The sequence below is a fragment of the Serratia sp. 25CWL12 genome (assembly GCF_055790885.1).
Genome location: NZ_CM147698.1, coordinates 246,079 through 263,688, shown reverse-complemented (window position 1 = coordinate 263,688; position 17,610 = coordinate 246,079). Strand labels below are relative to the sequence as shown.

Annotated in this window: 15 protein-coding genes; 6 read left to right on the top strand and 9 right to left on the bottom strand. The window is 49.7% G+C overall.

The window, feature by feature from the left end:
* Positions 1-223: 223 nt before the first annotated feature.
* Positions 224-1,651 carry an outer membrane channel protein TolC gene (gene tolC, locus ACX9GV_RS01210; RefSeq protein ID WP_473196765.1) on the top strand — a complete coding sequence of 476 codons (1,428 nt, stop codon included), beginning with the start codon at positions 224-226 and terminating at the stop codon, positions 1,649-1,651.
* A 142-nt stretch (positions 1,652-1,793) separates the two neighbouring features.
* A complete protein-coding gene (gene dhaR / locus ACX9GV_RS01205) occupies positions 1,794-3,743 on the top strand; it encodes a dihydroxyacetone kinase operon transcriptional regulator DhaR (RefSeq protein ID WP_473196764.1) in 1,950 nt (649 codons plus the stop codon).
* Here the strand turns inward: dhaR and dhaM are convergent.
* From dhaM to ACX9GV_RS01185, 4 genes are all read right to left on the bottom strand, one after another.
* The gene (dhaM, locus tag ACX9GV_RS01200; protein ID WP_023489697.1) at positions 3,740-5,170 is read right to left on the bottom strand and encodes a dihydroxyacetone kinase phosphoryl donor subunit DhaM; all 1,431 of its coding nucleotides are present in this window, start codon (positions 5,168-5,170) and stop codon (positions 3,740-3,742) included. The two genes, dhaR and dhaM, sit on opposite strands and share 4 nt — an antisense overlap.
* Positions 5,167-5,805: a dihydroxyacetone kinase subunit DhaL gene (gene dhaL / locus ACX9GV_RS01195; RefSeq protein ID WP_023489696.1), complete on the bottom strand. Its 639-nt coding sequence runs from the start codon at positions 5,803-5,805 to the stop codon at positions 5,167-5,169. Before dhaL ends, dhaM begins: the two co-directional genes overlap by 4 nt.
* Positions 5,806-5,816: 11 nt before the next feature.
* Positions 5,817-6,884 (bottom strand): dihydroxyacetone kinase subunit DhaK, encoded by a 1,068-nt coding sequence (dhaK, locus tag ACX9GV_RS01190; protein WP_037384675.1) that lies wholly within the window; start codon positions 6,882-6,884, stop codon positions 5,817-5,819.
* A 134-nt stretch (positions 6,885-7,018) separates the two neighbouring features.
* Complete coding sequence (locus ACX9GV_RS01185; RefSeq protein WP_473196763.1) at positions 7,019-8,119, bottom strand: glycerol dehydrogenase; 1,101 nt, start codon at positions 8,117-8,119, stop codon at positions 7,019-7,021.
* A gap of 343 nt (positions 8,120-8,462) precedes the next feature.
* Here ACX9GV_RS01185 and ACX9GV_RS01180 point away from each other — a divergent pair, with 343 nt between their 5' ends.
* Together ACX9GV_RS01180 and ACX9GV_RS01175 are read left to right on the top strand one after the other, a co-directional pair.
* Complete coding sequence (locus ACX9GV_RS01180) at positions 8,463-9,122, top strand: DUF1190 family protein (protein WP_473196762.1); 660 nt, start codon at positions 8,463-8,465, stop codon at positions 9,120-9,122.
* 3 nt (positions 9,123-9,125) lie between these two features.
* Positions 9,126-10,286, top strand: coding sequence for a glutathionylspermidine synthase family protein (locus tag ACX9GV_RS01175; RefSeq protein ID WP_473196761.1), 1,161 nt, complete (start codon positions 9,126-9,128; stop codon positions 10,284-10,286).
* 413 nt (positions 10,287-10,699) lie between these two features.
* Here the strand turns inward: ACX9GV_RS01175 and ACX9GV_RS01170 are convergent, their stop codons facing one another.
* On the bottom strand, positions 10,700-11,713 hold the full coding sequence (locus tag ACX9GV_RS01170) for a nickel/cobalt transporter (protein ID WP_473196760.1): 1,014 nt from the start codon (positions 11,711-11,713) through the stop codon (positions 10,700-10,702).
* Positions 11,714-11,945: 232 nt separating this feature from the next.
* On the bottom strand, positions 11,946-13,169 hold the full coding sequence (gene zigA, locus ACX9GV_RS01165) for a zinc metallochaperone GTPase ZigA (RefSeq protein ID WP_473196759.1): 1,224 nt from the start codon (positions 13,167-13,169) through the stop codon (positions 11,946-11,948).
* Positions 13,170-13,578: 409 nt separating this feature from the next.
* Between zigA and ACX9GV_RS01160 the strand changes: the two genes are divergently transcribed.
* Entirely contained in the window at positions 13,579-13,956 is a 378-nt protein-coding gene (locus tag ACX9GV_RS01160) for a hypothetical protein (protein WP_473196758.1), read from the top strand.
* Positions 13,957-14,075: 119 nt separating this feature from the next.
* On the opposite strand, the gene ACX9GV_RS01155 is transcribed toward ACX9GV_RS01160, so the two are convergent.
* A complete protein-coding gene (locus ACX9GV_RS01155; RefSeq protein WP_473196757.1) occupies positions 14,076-15,230 on the bottom strand; it encodes a helix-turn-helix transcriptional regulator in 1,155 nt (384 codons plus the stop codon).
* A gap of 67 nt (positions 15,231-15,297) precedes the next feature.
* Here ACX9GV_RS01155 and ACX9GV_RS01150 point away from each other — a divergent pair, with 67 nt between their 5' ends.
* Positions 15,298-15,720 (top strand): ester cyclase, encoded by a 423-nt coding sequence (locus tag ACX9GV_RS01150; RefSeq protein WP_473196756.1) that lies wholly within the window; start codon positions 15,298-15,300, stop codon positions 15,718-15,720.
* 224 nt (positions 15,721-15,944) lie between these two features.
* Here the strand turns inward: ACX9GV_RS01150 and ygiD are convergent, their stop codons facing one another.
* Together ygiD and ribB are read right to left on the bottom strand one after the other, a co-directional pair.
* On the bottom strand, positions 15,945-16,727 hold the full coding sequence (ygiD, locus tag ACX9GV_RS01145) for a 4,5-DOPA-extradiol-dioxygenase (protein ID WP_473196755.1): 783 nt from the start codon (positions 16,725-16,727) through the stop codon (positions 15,945-15,947).
* Between the two features lie 164 nt (positions 16,728-16,891).
* Positions 16,892-17,545 carry a 3,4-dihydroxy-2-butanone-4-phosphate synthase gene (gene ribB, locus ACX9GV_RS01140; protein ID WP_473196754.1) on the bottom strand — a complete coding sequence of 218 codons (654 nt, stop codon included), beginning with the start codon at positions 17,543-17,545 and terminating at the stop codon, positions 16,892-16,894.
* Positions 17,546-17,610: the final 65 nt, after the last annotated feature.

Genomic DNA, 17,610 nt, shown 5'->3' with positions numbered 1-17,610 from the left:
AGCCAAGTGTCAGTTAACCTGGCAGCGAGAAAAGTAAAAGTTCTGTCAGATGGCACATTAAGTCACATTAAGTAAACTACAGTCTCTGCTAGAATTGGCAACTATTCGTCTATCGTCAGCACTAACGTATCTCGAACTGATACAAGTAGCAGTTCTACAACAAACTCATGAGAGTTCACCTGTTATTTGAGATCGCCATATTGCTGCACAACAAGGAATGCAAATGAAAAAACTGCTCCCCTTTATTATCGGCCTGAGCCTGAGCGGCTTTAGTACCATGAGTTCAGCAGAAAACCTGCTACAAGTTTACAAACAGGCCAGGGAAAGTAACCCGGACCTGCGTAAAAGCGCCGCCGATCGTGATGCTGCCTATGAAGGTATCAATATTTCACGCAGCCCCTTGCTGCCGCAACTGGGACTCACCGCCGGGTATACGCATAACAGCGGTTTTCGTGATGCCAGCAATACCAACAGTAATACCACCGGCGGATCATTGGCGCTCACTCAGACCCTGTTTGACATGTCTAAATGGCGTGCCCTGACAATTCAGGAAAAAAGCGCCGGGATTACTGATGTCGCCTACCAAACCTCAGCCCAACAGTTGATACTCAATACGGCGACAGCCTATTTTGACGTGCTACAAGCCATTGATTCGCTCTCTTTTACTCGAGCGAATAAATTGGCGGTTTACCGGACACTGGATCAAACTACCCAACGTTTTAACGTCGGCTTGGTGGCAATTACCGATGTGCAAGACGCCCGTGCCAACTACGATACCGTTCTGGCCCAAGAAGTCACCGCACGTAACAATCTTGATAACGCATTAGAAGCATTACGCCAAATCACCGGCACCTATTACGCGGAACTCTCTTCACTGGATACGGGCAAGTTCACCACCAAGCGCCCAGATGCCGTCAACAATCTGTTGAAACAGGCTGAAAACCGTAACCTGAATCTATTATCTGCCCGTCTGAGCCAGGATTTGGCGCGCGAACAGATTAAAGCGGCACAGACAGGCTATATGCCAACCGTTGATTTAACCGCTTCCAGTGGGATCACCAATACCCGAACTGGTGGTTCGCAAAACAACACACCTGACTCAGATATTGGTCAGAACAAGATTGGGGTTAATCTCAGCGTGCCAATTTATAACGGTGGGATAACCAACGCCCAAGTACAACAGGCGCAGTACAATTTTGTCGGGGCCAGTGAGCAGTTGGAAAGTGCGCACCGCAGTGTGATACAAACGGTTCGTTCCTCTTTCAACAATATTTCTGCATCCATCAGTAGTATCAGTGCCTATAAGCAGGTAGAAGTCTCTGCCCAGAGCTCATTGGATGCAACAGAGGCCGGTTATGAGGTGGGAACACGGACGATTGTTGACGTGTTGAATGCCACTACAGCGCTGTATAACGCCAAGCAACAGCTTTCCAAGGCTCGCTACGACTATCTGACCAATCAGTTGAGAATTCAATTGGCCCAGGGCACCTTGAATGAAAATGATCTGATGATGTTGAACGGAGCTTTGGGCAAACCGATCTCAACCTCTCCAGAGGCGGTCGCACCCTCAACGGCTGAGCAAGATGCCTATGCCGCTGGTGCCACCACCACCAGACCAGAAAACAGCCGCACCACCGCGCCAACCCGCTGATCACTTCCATCACGGGGCTAGCCTTCGCTAGCTCCGTTTTGTGCTTTTTGTTTTGTCCTTTTTGCTTAATACGTTGCTGCCCTCATTCTACTATTCAGTGTTATTATTCTCTTCCGATGATTTCAAGGCTGGATAAGAACTGATGGAGAACGCTTCTCGCTGGCAACGCCTGATCGCCGAAGGTACCCTAACACTAGCAGATCAACCCTCACCGGCCATTTATGCTTCCTGGTTACGTTGCCGTACTCTGATGCAACCCACGGTCTGGAGAGCGCCTCACTGTGCGTTGGGGACCACCTTCAATTCCATCTTCCAGCGTAAAGACGACTTCATCACCCTCGGTCAAGCAGCATTAGAAGATGCCTGGGAATATATGGAGCAGCGTCATTGTGTGCTGATGATCCTCGATGAGAGCAGCTGTACACTCTGGCAATGTGGCGATGACACCACCCGTGAACAACTGCTCGAACTGGGCTTTACTTCTGGCGCATACTGGACGGAAGGGGATATTGGCACCAATGCCCCTGCACTGGCAGTATCAGAAGGTCACCCAATACAAGTTTACGGGAGTGAGCATGTCCGCCAGGCATTGCACAATTGGTCATTTTGCGCCGCCCCGGTTTATGATAACAATGGTCGGCAGCGCGGGACGTTGGCACTCGGTTGCCAACTGGCGGACTCTAGTGCCAGCGACCTCTCACTGATCCTGGCCATTGCCAGAGAAATTGGTAACGCCCTGAGCGCCGATAGTTTGCTGGCTGAATCCAACCGCCATCTGAATCAGCTCAATGGATTGCTCGATAGCGTTGACGATGGCGTTATGGCTTGGGATCACCGTGGTTATCTGCAATACATCAACCACCGTGCCGCCACTATGCTGAAACTGCATGAACAGCAAAGCCAGGGTAAACCACTCTCTCAGTTGCTGACCTTGCCTGCGTTGCTGAACCGGGCTATTGCTCAACGCCAGGCATTGCAACATGTTGAAGTCACCTTCGAGAATCAGGGGCAGTTTATCGCCACCTTATTAACGCTTAAACCGATCCCTGATGGGGAACATTGCAGCTTTATTGCCCTATTGCATCCGTTTGAGCGGCTGCATCAATATGTCAGTAGCCAAATCAGCCGGGTGAGTCACACCTTCGAACAGATGCCTTCAGGTACACAAGAGATGCGCCGCTTGATCCGCTATGGTCAGCAAGCGGCGAAAGGCCATCACCCTATTTTGCTGTGTGGTGAAGAGGGGGTGGGTAAAGAGCTGGTGAGTCAATCTATTCATAACGCCAGCGACAGGGCGGCTGGGCCCTATATCGCGCTGAATTGCCAATTGCTGCCAGAAGAACAAGGGCTAAAAGAACTGCTGGGTAGTGATGCCAGTGAAGAGGAAGCGGGTCAGCTCAGCAAATTTGAACTGGCCAACGGGGGTACGCTGTATCTTGAACAGATCGAATATCTGCCGCTGACGATGCAATCCGCCCTGTTGCAGATTTTAAAAACCGGCGTGGTCATGCGTATGAATTCCAGTCACGTGATCCCGGTGAATGTCCGGGTAATTGCCGCCAGCGCTGCTAATCTGCCAGTCTTGGTGCAACAGAATCGTTTCCGCCGCCAACTGTTCTATAGTCTGCAGGCATTCGAAATTCAAATCCCGCCACTACGTCAGCGCCTTAGTGACATTCCATTGCTGGTACTCCACCATCTACGTGCGTTGGAACAACACTTTCAATGCCGCTTTCGGGTGGATGATGAAGTGATGACTCAATTAGGATTATATCTGTGGCCAGGGAACGATTTAGAACTGAAAGGGGTGATAGAGCGTGCGGCCATGATTTGCCACAATCATCATATTCAACTGGCGGATTTACCTTCTCACTTACTCAGTCAACAACCCTTACTGGAAAGTGATACGCAACCGGTCATGCCCTTGTTGACGCTGGCAGAAATGGAACGGCAGGCTATTATCCGTGTGGCGAATGTCAGCCATGGGCAACTCAATGAGATGGCGCAGCTACTGGGGATCAGCCGCACCACTCTCTGGCGGAAAATCAAACAACTGCAAATTGATATCCGCCAGTTCAAACAGCGTGCTTAATGACTCAGCTGTAATGTTCCACGCGCTGCATCCAACATTGCCTTCTGGCCGCTGTGGGTTTTGTTCATGCACTCTTCTACGCCAACAACCATCGGTATCCCCATGGTTTTAGCCAAAATAGCCGCATGAGACAACGCACTGCCGCCACTCAGGCAAATACCCAGTACCCGACGACGTTCCAGCATCACCACCTCTGAAGGCATCAATTCATCCGTCACCAGAATCGAAGGCTCACTGAGTGTGATCGCTTGAATCGGCTGCTGTTGCAGGTGGCATAAGCTACGGCGCAAGACATCACGCACGTCCAGTTCACGTGCCCGCAAATAGTCATCATCCAATGCCCGGTAATCAGCGGCTACCTGCTCCAGCTCCTGTTGCCATGCCTGTTCAGCGGTACATAGCTGTTCGGCAATACGGTTATAGGCTGCCTGCTGCAGGTCAGGATCATCAAGTAACATACTGTGCGCGGCAAAGATCGCCGCCTGTGTGCTACCGATAAGCTGAGCCGCATGATCCGCCAGTTGGTCAAGGTCATTGAGCGTGTGCTGCAGTGCAGTACGCAGACGCTGTTGCTCATTGAGCACGTCATCAACACCTATCTTGCGCGACTCGACTTGAGGCCAAAAACTGCGGTTTTGGAATATCGGACCGCTGATCACACTTTCCGCCACCGGAATACCATGCAACGAAGGCTGCTGTTGCTCGGAAACCGTTTCACCGAAATGCTGTTCCGCCAATACTTTGAAAGCAGCCAGGGCTTCATCTGCCTGATTACCATCAGCAATCAGACGGATAGTATCACCATGACGAACCTGCAACATCGCCAGTTGATTCAGGCTACGTGGGTTGGCACACTGCCCCTGTTTTTCCAGCACCAGTTCAGCATCAAAGGGCGCTAATGCCTCTGCCAAGCGAGCGGCAGGGCGGGCATGTAACCCATGTGGATTCTGCACCTGCCAACTCAGGCTCTTACCCTGATTCAATGGCAGACTTATCGGTTTGCTGGCAACGGGCTGTTCACCCAGTTGTGCCTGTTTACCCTGTAACGCACCCTGCGCTTCCGCCAGCACCTGTTCCAGGTTACCGCCGGCATTGGCCGCCACAACGGCAGCCAAAGTCCCTTCAACCAAAGGGGCTGAGCACAATGTCACTCGTGCAGACAATTCTGGATCAAGCAGTTCCAGTGCGGTTTCAGCACTCAATAGCGCACTGCCAAGATCCATCAGCACAACGATCCCGGCCGCATCAGACACCGATTCGATCGCTTCCATCACCTTAATCGCATCGGTACCGATCGGGTGTTCTTCATCATCAACCCCCGCCGCCAGTGCCAGTTTACACCCCTCGCTGTTCATCATCTGACGGGCAAGCTGCTCAATACCTTGAGCCAACCGAGCACTGTGCGAAACCACAACAATATTAATCATCCAGCAGCCCCCACTACTTCAGCCAATGTTTGCATCATCAACATGGCGGAAGTCGCACCCGGATCCTGGTGGCCAATACTACGCTCCCCAAGATAGCTGGCACGCCCTTTACGGGCCTGCATGGTGATGGTGGCTTGTGCTGCTTGCTCGGCACGTACTGCAGCTTGTTGCAACGCTTGTGGCAGACTCAACTGCTGTTCTAGTGACTGGTTCAGGCTCTCTACCACCGGCCCCCAGACATCACACATGGTTTTATCGCCCGGTTCGGCTTTACCACGCATCATGACCCCTTCAGCCCCTTCCTGGATCATCTGCTTCAATTCCGCCAGATCCAGACTCTGCTTGGCATTAGCCTCTTGAGCGGCACGAATAAAGAAGGTACCAAACAGCGGGCCACTGGCGCCCCCAACACTGGAAAGCAGCGTCATACCGGTATTCTTGAGAATAAAGCCGATATCCTTATCCGCCACAGAAGGCAGTTTCTCTACCACCTTGTTAAAACCACGGTTCATGTTCAGGCCATGGTCGCCATCACCGATATCGGTATCCAACTGGGTCAGAAAATCACGCTCACGGGTAAACACTTCACCGCACTGCATCAACCACTCGACAACCTGTTGTTTGCTTAACGTCATCTTTCTGCTCCTCAGCCCCAGCACAGCGCAGGGGTTTTCACCGGCGCATCCCATAGTGACAACAACTCATCATCCACTTGCAGTAAGGTGATGGAAACACCCTGCATATCCAGCGAAGTACAGTACGAGCCAATCAGATTACGTTCGATGGTGATCCCGGCTTCCGCACAGCGTTCAACCAGGCGATGATAGACACCGTACAGCTCGGAAACCGGCGTTGCTCCCAGGTTGTTCACCAGGGCAATGACTCGGTCACCTCGGGTCAGTGCACGCTTACTCTGCTGCTGATCAAGCCATTCGCCGGCTTGACGATCCCAAACACGGACCGTGCGCTGATAAGGGCCATGCTCAATCAGGGTATGGAACATTTCATCCACGGTATTATCAAGGGAAGTGAACAAGCGCCGTTCGATGCCCGGTTCACCATGGATGCCGACACCAAACTCCATCTCATTATCCGCTAAAATAAACGATGGCTTACCGGCTGCTGGCACAGTGCACGCACCTAACGCTACCCCAAGAGAGTGCCCTTGATTGTTGATTTTGTGGCCCAGCGCCACTATCGCATCCAGGTCATCCCCTCTGACTGCCGCAGCACCGAGCAGTTTTTCCATCAGCACCGTGTTGGCTACACCACGCCGCCCAGCGGTAAACAGACTATCTTTAACGGCCACATCGTCATCAACCAGCACGGTGGCTACCGCAACACCGCTGTCATGCAGCAATTCGGTCGCGGTCTCAAAATTCAATACATCACCGGTATAGTTCTTGATGATGAGCAATACGCCGGCACCACCATCAATCGCCAGACCACAGTCATACATTTTGTCAGGCGTAGGCGAGGTAAAAATCTCCCCAGGGCAAGCGCCATCAAGCATCCCCTCACCGACAAAACCGCAGTGCATTGGCTCATGACCACTGCCACCACCAGAGAGAATCGCCACTTTCCCCATGGTCGGGCCTGCTTTGCGGGTGACAAATAACGGCTCCTGATGGACGACCAGTTCTGGATGTGCTTCTGCTATCCCCAGTAACTGTTCGTCAAGTACTGACTCAACTTTATTGATAAGTTTTTTCACCATTCATTCCTCGATTGGCAACAGCAAGTCCCAGAAGTACGCCCGCTATTGTCATGCAAACTGTAGGGGTCATGACTTGCCCAATCCTTGGGCGTTGTTTCATCCCTGACCCATCCATTGATGGCTGTTAGGGATTACTCCCCCTGGAGCCAGGCAGTACCCAGCTTATCGGCAGTCAAAATAGCAGCCAGCACCATATCTGGTGTTACGGTGAATGGCATGTTGTGAATGGTTTCACCTTTGGCGCAACTCGCCTCTGCCACTTTGCTGATTTTCTCTTTCAGCTCACCCTTGACGCCCATTTGAGCCAGTGTGATCGGCAACCCTACCTGCTGGCAGAAATCCATCACGGTTTCAATCTGCTCCATGGAGCTGTTTTGCAATACCAACTGAGACAGGGTACCGAATGCCACTTTCTCGCCGTGATACAGGTGGTGACACTCTTCCAGCACGGTGAAACCGTTATGGATGGCGTGTGCAGCGGCCAAACCACTACTTTCAAAACCAATCCCACTCAGGTAGGTATTGGCTTCAATAACGCGTTCTACGGCTTCGGTAACCACACCCGATTCTGCCGCTAACTTGGCTTTAACGCCCTCGGCCAGCAAGGTGTCATAGCAAAGACGGGCCAGGTTAAGTGCTGCCAGAGTCGATTTCCCCCCTGCCATACTGGTGGCCTGGGAATCTAAACACGCTTTGGCTTCAAAATAAGTCGAAAGTGCATCCCCCATCCCTGATACCAGCAGACGAACCGGTGCTTTAGCAATAATGGCACTGTCCATCACCACCATATTGGGGTTGGCTGGGTAGATCAGATACTCTTCGAACTCACCCGAATCGGTGTAGATCACCGACAAAGCACTGGTCGGTGCATCGGTTGATGCAATGGTGGGCATCAATACCACTGGCAAATGTTGGAAGTAGGCAACCGCCTTGGCAGTATCCAGGGTTTTACCCCCACCGATGCCAATCACGCCTTTGCAGCCATGCTTCTGTAACTCTTCGCCCAAACGCTTGATTTCTTTATGGCTACATTCACCATTGAAAACACAGGCGTGATTTTTCACCCCTTGTTGCTGCAGACTGCCCAGAACGGTCTCACCGACCAGTTTCATCACGAAATCGTCGGCAATCACAAAGTAATTATCGGCAAGTGATTTAGCATATTCACCAACAGAGGCTGAGGCATTTGGACCTTGAATGTATTTGCTTGGTGATTGAATGATTCTCAACATAACTGACTCCTTGAAGGAAAGTTAACGATTGTAATGTTCAGGTATCGGCTTAAAGCAGATGCATTTCAATACCTGCATCTTGGTGTATTCCCGACTATACGTCCTGCATACGGTCCGGCGAATAGCAGTAAAAAACGTTACGTAATGGAACACTCTACGCCTAAAAATGTTCCATTATGTAACATTAAAATGTTATTTTTACCCATAAAGCGAACTGGCGCACACACCAACGTATAACTGCGTAAAGAGACCATTTCAGCTTTAATTGTGAACGTATTTCCCCTATCCTTACGGGCAATAACTGAGTAACGGCGAATACCGCCTGAATGACGGGATAACAACCATGAAACGGACAAAACAAATCAACCAAGAAACCTTCCGCAAATCCTGGCGCAGCTACCGTGTTGCACCGGTGGCTTTGGCAATCAGCGCAGTCTTTATGTTGGCTGGCTGCGAACAAGCGGATGAAACCGTCTCTTTATACCAAAACGCTGACGATTGTTCCCACGCGAATCCATCAATGAGTGAACAATGTACCACCGCCTACAATAATGCCCTGAAAGAAGCAGAGAAAACCGCCCCCAAATATGCCAACCGTGAAGATTGCGTTGCCGAATTTGGTGAGTCGCAATGTACTCAGGCTCCGGCTCAGGCAGGCATGGCAGCACAATCACAAAGCAGCGGCAGCTTCTGGATGCCACTGATGGCTGGCTATATGATGGGCCGTATGATGGGTGGCGGTTATGCCCAACAACCGCTCTTTACCTCTAAAAATGCCGCCAGCCCGGCAAATGGCAAGTTCGTTGATGCCAGCGGCAAGAATTATGGTGCGGCAACCGCGGGTGGCCGTACCATGACGGTGCCGAAAACCGCCATGGCCCCCAAACCTGCAGTGACCAACACCATCACCCGTGGTGGCTTTGGTGAAACCGTTGCCAAACAGACCAGTATGCAGCGCAGCAGTAGCGCTAGCTCTTCGAGCTCACGCAGCATGGGCGGTTAATGCATGAAACGCATTGCAATTACCGAACGCCCCGACTGGCGGGAAAGAGCTACTGAATTTGGTTTCAACTTCCACACCATGTATAGCGAGCCCTACTGGTGTGAAGATGCTTATTATCAGTTCACCCTGGCGCAAATCGAAGAGATTGAAGAGGCCACTGCCGAACTGCACCAGATGTGCCTGAAAGTGGTGGAAAAAGTGGTCAACAGCGATGAGCTGATGACCAAATTCCGTATTCCAAAGCATACCTGGGATTTCGTGCGCAACTCTTGGCGTACCCATCAGCCATCACTCTATTCGCGGCTGGACCTGGCTTATGATGGGGTCAACCCACCAAAACTGCTGGAGAACAACGCCGATACGCCAACCTCGCTGTATGAGTCGGCCTTTTTCCAATGGTTATGGTTGGAAGACCAAATCAATGCCGGTAAGTTGGACCCGCAATCCGATCAATACAACAGTCTGCAAGAAAAACTGATTGAGCGTTTTGCCGATCTGCAAGCCCACCATGGCTTTAGCCTATTGCATCTGGCCTGCTGCCAAGACAGCGAGGAAGATCGCGGCACGGTGCAATATCTGCAGGACTGTGCTTTCGAAGCCGGGCTACCGACCGAATTCCTGTTTATGGAGGAGATTGGTCTGGGTGAGAAAGGCCAGTTTACTGACCAGCAAGACCAAGTGATCAGTAACCTGTTCAAACTCTACCCTTGGGAGTTTATGCTGCGGGAAATGTTTTCTACCAAGCTGGAAGATGCCGGTGTACGCTGGTTGGAGCCTGCCTGGAAGAGCATTATTTCCAACAAAGCACTCTTACCGCTGTTGTGGGAGATGTTCCCCGACCACCCGAATCTGTTGCCTGCTTATTTCGCCGAAGATGATCATCCACCGATGGAACACTACGTCACCAAGCCGCTGTTTTCCCGTGAAGGAGCCAATATCCAGATCGTGAAAAATGGCCAGGAAGTGGTGCGTGTTGATGGGCCTTATGGCGAAGAAGGCATGATTGTGCAGCAATTCTGTCCACTACCGCAGTTTGAAGGCAGCTATACGCTGATCGGTAGTTGGCTGGTGAATGATCAACCTTGTGGTATTGGTCTGCGTGAAGACCGTGAATTGATCACTCAGGATCTGTCGCGTTTTTATCCGCATATTATTCTTGGTTGATGACTATCCTTTAAATAATTCGAGTTGTTGTTCAAAACGCCAAGCGTTTTGAACAACACTTGCGTTAGCCCGCAAGGGATAACCTCATAAATGAGGTTCACTGCCACCAGGAGCATTGTCCACTATATGGCTGGTACAGCGAATATATAACTGGAGCAGCAAATATATAACTGGTGCAGCAATGTGGAAGCGATTATAGCAAGCATAAAATAATGCCTTGATAAACCGCCCATTTTCGGCGGGTCCAGATTGTATACACTAAATAATTCAAGTTGCGTGTAGGCAGCCAGCGATGGAGTCCCCAGGAGCATAGCTGACTATGTGACTGGGGTGACAGAGTGCAGCTAACACCCAAGCAGCTTGAAGTATGACGAGTATAGACAACATGCAAATTTCCCCTCTCAAATGCACGCTTAACAACCTGCAGAAATAAAGTCACCATTTAAGCTGACTGGAATCACTGAGTTGAATAAAACTAACGCAAACAACATTAGTATGATCCCCCCGAGCATCATGATCACTCGAGCAACCTGCGGAAAATAAACATTAAAAACTGTGCTACTGGTATTAATAAAACGCTCCCGCAGATGGTGCACAAGGGTTGCCAGAATCATGATTGATAGCGCGGTACCCAACGCCATACTCATGGCGGAAATAACCCCCCAAGTAAATATGCCCATTGCATTCGCAAAAACCAGGAGCATGATCGCACCACTACAAGGGCGAACACCTATAGCGGCAATGACCCAAAGGGTATGGCGCCAATCACCCGCCAGTTCATTGGCGTTAGGTAAATGCCGATGTCCACAACCGCACGTTTCATCGTGACTATGTGCTGGTGGGGCAACGGCAGAGGGTAATACGGATGATCGCTGTAATGTACGGATCGTCAGTGGTCTGGTCATTAATGATTTATCTAGGCGAAATCCACTGGCACGCAGCAATAATATCAGACCAAAACAGGCGATAAGCACGGCACTCCCTTTCTCTACCCAATAGCGACTGAGGCTAAGGTCACCCATTGAAAAATTTAAGATAATCGCCAATATCAAAACGAACAGAATAGCCGTCAAGCCTTGCAACAAACTGCCGAGTAGGGTCACCAAAAGACTGCGAGGCAACTGTTGTCGATGAGTGGACAGATATGTGGTAATTACAAATTTACCATGCCCCGGCCCGATAGAATGGAGAAATCCATAGGCAAAACTGCCCAAGACTAACATGACTCCCCCATTATATTGATGCGCCCGTAGTTGCAGGAGGTAACTTACCAGCGAGCGGTGCATATAAATCTGGGTATTAATGCAGAACTGAACAAAATCCGCCCAATAACGAACGAATACAAAAAGCGATGAAGTAAGCAGTAACCCTATGACTCCGATGCTAATCATACCCGTCAGAGTGATATTGACTGATTGTGTTCTCATGGCTTATCAGACTCAAGTTGTGTGCACCGGGCGACACCCGTATATGCCGCGTTATTCGGCCCAAGCAGGACCACCCACTAAGGGGCTATGATGGGATACATCCCTGCATCCCGCCCTACAGGCTGCCTGAATGCCCCCTTCAACAGGCTTCCCCTAATAATAGACTTGATCAAGCGTTTTCAAGTTAATTGAGTATATAAGATTGATATTTAATAAGACTGAACGTGCGATATTACTCTTCGAACCACGGGGAAACAGGATCTGGGTAGGTGAGCCACTTCTCGGGCCCTTCCGCCATTTCCTGCTCAGTGAGTAGCGCTGCATCAAGTTGGCTGCGTAATACATTTTCATCCATATCTATCCCGATAAAAACCAGCTCTTGGCGGGCATCCCCTACATCATCAATCCAATGCGATGCGATAAAATCGAGAGATTCCGTATCCGTCGGCCACTCCGATTGCGGAACGTTTACCCACCACATTCCACCTAACCCCTGATGTGCCACACCGCCCGCCTGCGACCATGTTCCAACATATTCCGGGCGACTTGCAAGCCAATAATAGCCTTTAGATCTGATGACACCGGTCAACTCATTTTCCATGATTTGCCAGAAGCGTGCAGGGTGAAAAGGCCGACGAGCCCGGAATGTAAAACTGGAGATACCGTATTCATCAGTTTCAGGAAGATGCTCTCCCCGTAATTCTTTCAGCCAACCAGGAGCCTGAGCTGCTCTCTCGAAATCAAACAGACCGGTATTAAGTACCTGCTCTAGCGAAACAACACCATATTGTGCGTTGATGATTTTTGCCACGGGGTTAAGGGAACGGATAATAGCAACGAGTTTCTCTTTTTGATCCTTATCTATCAGGTCGATTTTATTGAGAATAAGCACGTCACAGAATTCAATTTGCTCAATAAGCAGATCTACAACACTACGTTCGTCTTCTTCACCTAAAGATTCACCACGTGACTGAATACTATCTTCAGATTCATAGTCGTTTAGAAAATTCCAAGCATCGACAACTGTTACCATGGTATCCAGCCTGGCAATATGTGACAGACTCTCTCCATCATCGCCAGCAAAGGTAAAGGTTTCTGCGATTGGTAAAGGTTCAGAAATCCCGGTCGATTCGATCACTAACTGGTCAAAACGCCCCTCTTTGGCCAGTTGATTGACTTCCAGTAGCAGATCTTCACGTAATGTGCAGCAGATGCAGCCATTACTCATCTCTACTAACTTTTCATCTGTTCGGGAAAGTGCTGCGCCGCCATCTCTAACCAAAGAAGCATCAATGTTGACTTCTGACATATCGTTAACGATAACAGCAATACGCCTGCCTTCGCGGTTATTTAAGATATGATTGAGCAACGTGGTCTTTCCTGCGCCCAAGAAGCCAGATAACACGGTGACAGGTAATCGGCTATCTTTTGTAATCCCTAGTGAAACCTCTGACATTGCTCACTGTTCTCCCAATACTTTCATCAATAATCCATTAATCGTGTTTACCCCGCCAATTCCGTTACGGGGCTCGTTGACGGTAATCCCGCACAAACATTTGAAGGTCGCCTTGATATTATTACGTTATAACATAACAATATCAATTGCCAATTTGATCGTTACCTTTGAACCCGTGTAGTCATGCGGGAAGAGTTGGCTTTAATAAGCGCGGTCTGTGGAGGATTACCAGGCTAGACAGTACCTGACCGCAAAGCCGGGGAGCTGCTGTATAGCCCGGGGGAATGACGAACCACCAAAGCGCATTATTCTGCCCCTCGCTGGTTATCCGTAAATCTTGCGGATATGGGGTATAATATTCCACCTTGAGATATCGATATTGATGTTGCCTTTGAAGAAGGATACCAAGATGTGGCGAACACAATCCCCGCGCATTTTATTACTCGCATTTACGCTGCTGGCTCCTGCAGCCTTTGCCAGTACCTGGAATATATGTCTGCTTGATGTACAGATTCGCGCCATCAAAACCAAGGACTACCCGCGACTAGAGGCGCAAATAGTGCGGGTTACCCCAGAAACAGCCGGCGTTGAGTGCCCGACCGTGGGGGAAATAATCACATTTAATCCTGAAACAACGGATTATCAAAAGATAGTTCCCCGCCGCCAATGGCCGAAGAAAGGAGAGTCGGTGCAGATTCGCTATCGTTATATTGATGGTATCTGTAAGGGAGAAGGCCGCGACGATTACCCATGCCGTATCAAACACTATCCGTTGGTTGGTCATTAAGCGCAGGGGCGGTAAATGAAACAGCACCCTGCGACGACATATTCCCAAGTTTATTTAAGTTGCAGCAGAAAAAAACCAGGAGCATAGCCCCCCTGCTAATTACTATTTTGACTAACGATTTAGTGGTCCTCAAATCCCGTGTAGAGCCGGCGAAAAGCCATCGGCACCATCCCTGCCTCGCGCTTGAAGAATTTGACGAAATTTGTTGGTTCGTCAAAACCAAGATCGATGCTAATCCCACCTACGGGTTGCATTGTATGAACCAGCAAACGTTTAGCCTCCAGTACAATGCGCTGAGTTAAATACGTTTTGGCTGTAACGCCTGTCACAGCCAAAACAGAACGGTTCAGGCTCTTTTCAGAACAGCCCAATTTCAACGCATATTGATGAATATGGTGTTGAGTGTGCAGCCACTCTTCAACCAACGCCTTGAAAAGCTGAAATCTATTGGATGCGGCTTTGCCTATGGCATCTTGCGGATTGACGCTGCTACTAACAAATAACTGCAATCGTAACAGTAAATAAAACAAAGCCGTTCTCAACAAAAAATTCCCTTCAGCTTGCTCGTTATATTTCCTAGTATCACGCACCATTTGGGAAATGATCGTCAGCACAGCCTCCTGCTCATCTGCAGGGGGTTCCATCAAAGTCGGCAATAACTCAAAAGTATCATTAATGTTGTTGTTCAGCCTGAGTCCGTGACTTGTCGGTATGGCTTCTGGTTTGAATACAACAAGCCAGCCATCCCATGCTGATTCAAAGTCAAAAGTATGCACCTGACCAGGTTTGACTAAAAGCAGACTACCGACCCGGCATCGTATAGGCACAAAGTCCACCAAGTGACTGAAATCCCCTTCTGTAACGACTATCAGGTGGCAAAAATCCACTCGATGAGGCAGGTTCCGCCAACGTCCCGTTTTGGCACGTGATCGCAAGTCAGCAAATCGTATTACCTGTACATCCAAGGGTGCCGAATATTTGACTAGCTCAATAGACTGAAATGAAGTCATATGCTCACCCTTTTTTAAAATTGTCCCTATTTTACCATCGAAGGCCGCTTTTTTACCTCGATTAAATGACGGTTCTACATAATCATGGTCGCTGTCAAAACGAAGGCGGAAAATTGTGATTGGTGTCGCCCACAGCCCTTGTTGTGGTGCGGCCGCCAAGGTAATCCGAGATGAACTCAGCATGCCAGGCACGTTGAAGGTAATTCGAGATGAGGAATTGCTCTGCAAAGTGCGGCAACGCGAAAAGGCATTGTCTAAATTCATTAACGCCAAACATTCAGATGCATCGACATCCGAATAAATCTGTTCATTACCATCAGGAGTATTTAAAGTGACTAAAGACGAAATTCAAGCAATCGTGGCCCCATTCTACCATCAGGCATTGACTGTCAATCAAGACACCACCGCCACTGCCGTGTTAGAAAAAATCCTTGCAGATAATTTCCAATCCATCAACAGCCAAGAAGTCAAAGACAAAGCGACGCTGATAAAACAAGTTGGTTTTTTCTGGCAATTGATCCCCGATCTGAAATGGGAACCGCAAGATTGGGTGATCGATGTAGATGGAAAAAAAGTCGTCGTGCGCTCAGTGGCAACCGGTACACCAAAAGGTAATTTCATGGGTATGGAACTGGATGGCAGCAAGTCGTTCAAAATCGACACCACCGACATCCATGAAATCGACAACGGCCAGATCGTACGGGTTCACCACCTCGAAGATTGGGCCACTGCGCTAAAGCAGCTTAAGAACTGATTTAATTTCCGTTGCCTGTGGGCGGGAATTGCGGCAGCGCGAGTGCATAGCGAGCAACTGATGACAATGCTGGATGGCATCAATCATTCAGGGCTGGAAAAATATGTTTTCGGGCGTGGCGTCATCGTTGTTACGGCTCGCATTTGAAACCACAATCAACGCAAATGTGAGCCCTGACAACCACGCTCCCGGTTACAACTACCGTATTTATGGTGCCACTAGCATCAACCTACCTGTACCGACAGCATGCTGAGGGCCCCCATTTCGATCCCATCAACCGGGATCGACATCGCTTCATTGCCATCCCAACTCCCTAGGATGTACAACAGTGGCAGGTAATGTTCTGGCGTTGGGTTCGACAACATCGCCCCTTCATGCTGGTGATAATTCACCAACGGATGATGTTCACCCTGATAATCAAGATGGTCACGGACATATTGGTTAAAAGACTCCGCCCATGGATAGGGGCTGACATCTTGCTGCCATTTCAGCATACGCAGGTTATGTACCACATTGCCACTGGCCACCAGCATCACTCCTTGATCACGAAGGGCTGACAGCTTACGGCCTAGTTGATAGTGATATTCTGCTGGCTGGGTTGCATCAATACTCAATTGCACCACCGGGATATCCGCTTGTGGATACATCTTGATTAAAACGCCCCAGCTACCATGATCAAGCCCCCACTCGCTGCTATCGGCGATAACCTTAACCGGGGCCAGTAAACGTTGCAGTTCTGCCGCCAGTTCAGGCGAGCCGGGTGCCGGATATTGGATATCAAACAATGCCTGCGGAAAACCACCAAAGTCGTGGATGGTTTTCGGCTGAGCCATTGCGGTGACTGCGGTCATTTGCAGGTACCAGTGAGCAGAAATAGCCACAATCGCCTTGGGCCTTGGCAATTGTTCACCCAGCGCACGCCATGCCTGCGTATAACGGTTTTCTTCCAACACGTTCATCGGGCTACCGTGGCCAAGAAAAAGAGCGGGCATACGAGAAGTGGTCATAGATTACCCTCAGGTTAGAATAATAATTCGTCTGCTGATGACATTACGCTCTTCATGCGGTTAAAAAAGTCAGATAAGTATGATAAAGATTTTCAATAAATTTGAATTACTGTTTTCAGCCAATAAAAAAGCCGCATCGCGGCTTTTTTATATTCATCAGTCAATTAACTGACTTTTTTTTCCTGTGCCTGACGGTAAGCCACCAGATCTTCGATGGTCAACACCACCATGTCATGTTGCTTGGCAAAGGTGATCACTTCAGGGGCACGAGCCATGCTGCCGTCATCATTGGTCAACTCACACAGCACACCTGCGGGTTTAAACCCTGCCAGGGAAACCAGATCAACCGTTGCTTCGGTATGGCCTCGACGGCTCAATACGCCACCGGGTTGCGCACGTAGTGGGAAAACATGACCAGGGCGATGCAAATCACTGGGTTTGGCATTATCGGCAATCGCCGCACGGATAGTGGTCAGGCGATCAGCCGCAGAAACACCGGTGGTGACACCTTGTGCCGCTTCAATGGTCACGGTGAACGCCGTCTGGAATTGGCTGGAGTTATTGCTGACCATCATCGGCAATTCAAGCTGCTGACGACGCTCTTCGGGGATACAGAGGCACACAATACCGCTGCAATGGCGAATGGTCAGCGCCATCTGCTCAACGGTCATGGTTTCTGCGGCGAAAATCATGTCACCTTCGTTTTCACGATTCTCATCATCAAGCACCATCACACCACGTCCATTACGCAGTGCCTCCAGAGCATGTTCAACGCGTTCTAACGGCGTACCGAAATCTGAAAGTAGAGTCTGATTCATGGTAAAAAAACCTCATTAATATTATGGATTACCAGAATCAGGGCGATCTTGAGGAGTGGCCATCA

Bases quoted from the DNA above. Each gene is read 5' to 3' on its own strand.
- tolC (WP_473196765.1), top strand. From the start codon at position 224: ATGAAAAAACTGCTCCCCTTTATTATCGGCCTGAGCCTGAGCGGCTTT.
- dhaR (WP_473196764.1), top strand. From the start codon at position 1,794: ATGGAGAACGCTTCTCGCTGGCAACGCCTGATCGCCGAAGGTACCCTA.
- dhaM (WP_023489697.1), bottom strand. From the start codon at position 5,170: ATGATTAATATTGTTGTGGTTTCGCACAGTGCTCGGTTGGCTCAAGGT.
- dhaL (WP_023489696.1), bottom strand. From the start codon at position 5,805: ATGACGTTAAGCAAACAACAGGTTGTCGAGTGGTTGATGCAGTGCGGT.
- ACX9GV_RS01185 (WP_473196763.1), bottom strand. From the start codon at position 8,119: ATGTTGAGAATCATTCAATCACCAAGCAAATACATTCAAGGTCCAAAT.
- ACX9GV_RS01180 (WP_473196762.1), top strand. From the start codon at position 8,463: ATGAAACGGACAAAACAAATCAACCAAGAAACCTTCCGCAAATCCTGG.
- ACX9GV_RS01175 (WP_473196761.1), top strand. From the start codon at position 9,126: ATGAAACGCATTGCAATTACCGAACGCCCCGACTGGCGGGAAAGAGCT.
- ACX9GV_RS01170 (WP_473196760.1), bottom strand. From the start codon at position 11,713: ATGAGAACACAATCAGTCAATATCACTCTGACGGGTATGATTAGCATC.
- zigA (WP_473196759.1), bottom strand. From the start codon at position 13,169: ATGTCAGAGGTTTCACTAGGGATTACAAAAGATAGCCGATTACCTGTC.
- ACX9GV_RS01160 (WP_473196758.1), top strand. From the start codon at position 13,579: ATGTGGCGAACACAATCCCCGCGCATTTTATTACTCGCATTTACGCTG.
- ACX9GV_RS01155 (WP_473196757.1), bottom strand. From the start codon at position 15,230: ATGAATTTAGACAATGCCTTTTCGCGTTGCCGCACTTTGCAGAGCAAT.
- ygiD (WP_473196755.1), bottom strand. From the start codon at position 16,727: ATGACCACTTCTCGTATGCCCGCTCTTTTTCTTGGCCACGGTAGCCCG.
- ribB (WP_473196754.1), bottom strand. From the start codon at position 17,545: ATGAATCAGACTCTACTTTCAGATTTCGGTACGCCGTTAGAACGCGTT.